General features: G+C 56.0%; 4 protein-coding genes and 3 tRNA genes. All 7 read left to right on the top strand.

Annotation, left to right across the window (positions count from 1 at the left end; genetic code table 11):
- The first annotated feature begins 125 nt into the window (after positions 1 to 125).
- A complete protein-coding gene (birA, locus tag MFF34_RS27890; protein ID WP_238217814.1) occupies positions 126 to 1,085 on the top strand; it encodes a bifunctional biotin--[acetyl-CoA-carboxylase] ligase/biotin operon repressor BirA in 960 nt (319 codons plus the stop codon).
- Positions 1,075 to 1,824 (top strand): pantothenate kinase, encoded by a 750-nt coding sequence (locus MFF34_RS27885; protein WP_099428195.1) that lies wholly within the window; start codon positions 1,075 to 1,077, stop codon positions 1,822 to 1,824. The genes birA and MFF34_RS27885 overlap by 11 nt, the downstream gene beginning before the upstream one ends.
- Positions 1,825 to 1,831: 7 nt before the next feature.
- Entirely contained in the window at positions 1,832 to 2,257 is a 426-nt protein-coding gene (locus tag MFF34_RS27880; RefSeq protein ID WP_099428196.1) for a hypothetical protein, read from the top strand.
- 152 nt (positions 2,258 to 2,409) lie between these two features.
- Positions 2,410 to 2,493, top strand: a tRNA-Tyr gene (locus MFF34_RS27875).
- Between the two features lie 24 nt (positions 2,494 to 2,517).
- Positions 2,518 to 2,591: transfer RNA gene (locus MFF34_RS27870), tRNA-Gly, on the top strand.
- Positions 2,592 to 2,620: 29 nt separating this feature from the next.
- Positions 2,621 to 2,696, top strand: a tRNA-Thr gene (locus MFF34_RS27865).
- An 87-nt stretch (positions 2,697 to 2,783) separates the two neighbouring features.
- Positions 2,784 to 3,095: GTP-binding protein (locus MFF34_RS27860; RefSeq protein ID WP_023631087.1), on the top strand; the 312-nt coding region annotated here is incomplete at its 3' end.

Below are 3,095 nucleotides of genomic sequence, written 5' to 3'. Positions count from 1 at the left end.
AGGTAGGGGTTTTGTCTTTTGTGGCCGAAAATAGTCCTTCCTACGGTCTTTCCAGGCAGCCCTTTTCCTATGCAAGCCCACTACCCATAGCTATCATGCCAGCCTTATTCCAAGTCGAGACTGGCATGCTGAAGTTGTTGAATCTCCTCAAGGATGGCCGGTTTCATTCCGGAGAAGCCTTGGGGGCAGCCCTCGGGGTGAGTCGCAGCGCCGTTTGGAAGCAGCTGCAGCACCTGGAGAGTGAGCTGAACCTCACCATTCACAAGGTTCGTGGGCGTGGCTACCAGCTGGCGGTGCCTCTCGCCCTGCTCGAATCACAAGCGATCAATGAATTCTCCGAGGGTGAGCAGTGGCCTGTTTTCATCCACGAAACCATCGATTCAACCAATGCTGAAGGGCTTCGGCTTGCAAGCGAAGGGCAGCCGGCGCCATTCCTGGTCCTTGCCGAGCGTCAGAGCGCTGGGCGTGGCCGCCGCGGTCGCCAATGGGTCAGCCCTTTCGCAGAGAACCTCTATTACAGTCTCGTCCTGCGTGTCGAAGGTGGCATGCGTCAGCTCGAGGGGCTGAGCCTGGTGGTGGGGTTGGCAGTGATGCGGACCCTGCAGGGCTTTGGAGTGAAGGATGTTGGGCTGAAATGGCCCAATGATGTGCTTGTTCGTGGGCAGAAGATCACCGGTATCTTGCTTGAGTTGGTGGGTGATCCTGCAGACGTGTGTCACGTTGTGCTTGGAATAGGTATCAATGTAAACATGCAAGCCAATGACCAGGTCGACCAGGAGTGGACCTCGATGCGGCGAGAGGTTGGCACCGCTATTGATCGCAACCGTCTGGTGGCAAAACTCAGTCAGCAGTTGCAGCATGAATTGGCGCGTCACCGCCGCTATGGGTTTGCTGCATTCCAGGAAGAATGGGAGCAGGCGCATCTATGGCAGGGGCGTAACGTATCGCTTGTTGCTGGCAGTACCCGCATTGATGGGGTGGTGCTGGGGGTGGACGGGCAGGGCGGTTTGCGCCTTGAGGTCGAAGGTGTAGAAAAGAGCTTCAGTGGTGGTGAGCTCAGTTTGAGGTTGCGTGATGATTCTTGAGCTCGATTGCGGTAACAGCTTCATTAAATGGCGAGTCATTCACGCCGCCGACGCTACGATCGTGGGCGGCGGTATTGTCGATTCCGACCAGGCATTGGTGGCCGAGGTCAGTGCGTTGGCGTCGTTGCGTTTGTCTGGCTGTCGTATCGTCAGTGTGCGCAGCGAAGAAGAAACCGCGGCGCTCTGTGCGCTGATCCGTCAGGCGTTCTCGGTGGTGGCGCGCGTTGCCGAACCTGCTCAGCAAATGGCAGGGGTGCGCAATGGTTATGAAGACTACCAGCGCCTGGGCATGGATCGTTGGCTTGCAGCATTGGGTGCATTCCACCTGGCCAAGGGGGCGTGTCTGGTGATTGATCTTGGTACCGCCGCCAAATCCGATTTCATTGCCGCCGATGGCGAGCACCTGGGCGGTTACATCTGCCCGGGTATGCCGCTGATGCGCAGCCAGCTGCGTACGCATACACGGCGTATCCGCTATGACGATGCTTCGGCAGTACGCGCACTGACAAGCCTAGCCCCTGGCCGCTCGACGGTCGAGGCTGTGGAGCGTGGCTGTGTGTTGATGTTGCAGGGCTTTGCCCATACTCAGCTTGAGCAGGCGCGGGCGCTCTGGGGGAAGAATTTTACGGTGTTCCTTACCGGTGGGGATGCGCCGTTGGTGCGTGAAGCGGCACCGACGGCGCGCGTAGTCCCTGACCTGGTATTCGTTGGCCTGGCAATGGCCTGCCCACTGGACTGAGGTGCTTATGCGTTGGTTGTTTCTGCTGTTGCTGGTGCTCAACGTCTTCTATTACGTATGGCACCAACAGGAAGCCCCGCTCAAGGCCAAGGATGTCGCCCCGCTGTCGTTGTACAAAGGTAGTCAGCAAGAAATTCGCCTATTGCGTGAAACCGGTGTGTCCGCGCCGGCCCGTCGTCGTGATGAATGCCTGGTAGTAGGTGGCCTGGCGGCAAAAGAGCAGCTCGATGCACTGCGCCAGCGGCTGTTGAGCCTGGATATCAATGCGTTCCCGGTGTCGGGTCAGTTACCGGGTGCTGATGGTCTCTGGCTCAAGATTTCCCCGGAAAGCGAGCGTTTGCTGGACCAAACAGTACTCGTCGCTCTTTCCAACGATTTCAAAGACTTAAAACATAAAATTATTTTCTGCCAGGGTATTGCAACTGGCGAATAGCTTGATAGAATGGCGCCCGCTTCACAGGGAACACCACTGAGGTGGTAGAGCTGGAAGCGGTGTCAAAGCAGCTAAGTTTCAGATTTGATTGAAAAAATTTGAAAAAACGCTTGACACTAGGGCGGCAGACAAATAGAATGCCGGCCACATCTGGAGGGATTCCCGAGCGGTCAAAGGGGACGGACTGTAAATCCGTTGCGAGAGCTTCGAAGGTTCGAATCCTTCTCCCTCCACCAGTTTTAGCGAGAGCCGCAAGCTCCGCGGGTATAGTTTAGTGGTAGAACCTCAGCCTTCCAAGCTGATGATGCGGGTTCGATTCCCGCTACCCGCTCCAAGTTTGCTGGATTTTGCGCAAAGTGTTTCGCTCTTGTAGCTCAGTTGGTAGAGCACACCCTTGGTAAGGGTGAGGTCAGCGGTTCAAGTCCGCTCAAGAGCTCCATATAAACAAGGCAGATATGAAAATATCTGCCTTTGTTTTATCAGCTTTATCAGCGTAAGACTATTTCTTCTGCGGAGGATTGTATCGATGGCTAAGGAAAAGTTTGATCGTTCCCTACCACACGTGAACGTTGGCACTATCGGCCACGTTGACCATGGTAAAACCACTCTGACCGCAGCTCTGACTCGCGTCTGCTCCGAAGTTTTCGGTTCGGCAGTCGTTGAGTTCGACAAGATCGACTCGGCTCCGGAAGAAAAAGCGCGCGGTATCACCATCAACACCGCTCATGTCGAGTACAACTCGAACATTCGTCACTACGCTCACGTCGACTGCCCAGGTCACGCTGACTACGTGAAGAACATGATCACCGGTGCTGCCCAGATGGACGGCGCGATCCTG

The sequence above is a fragment of the Pseudomonas sp. PAGU 2196 genome (assembly GCF_022179005.1).
GTDB classification, from domain to species: Bacteria; Pseudomonadota; Gammaproteobacteria; order Pseudomonadales; family Pseudomonadaceae; genus Aquipseudomonas; species Aquipseudomonas kermanshahensis.
Note: the sequence above shows the minus strand (reverse complement) of the source record. Positions and strands in the feature narration are given on the sequence as shown.

Coding starts and splice junctions, on each gene's coding strand:
- MFF34_RS27880 (WP_099428196.1), top strand. CDS start 1,832: ATGCGTTGGTTGTTTCTGCTGTTGCTGGTGCTCAACGTCTTCTATTAC.
- MFF34_RS27885 (WP_099428195.1), top strand. CDS start 1,075: ATGATTCTTGAGCTCGATTGCGGTAACAGCTTCATTAAATGGCGAGTC.
- birA (WP_238217814.1), top strand. CDS start 126: ATGCTGAAGTTGTTGAATCTCCTCAAGGATGGCCGGTTTCATTCCGGA.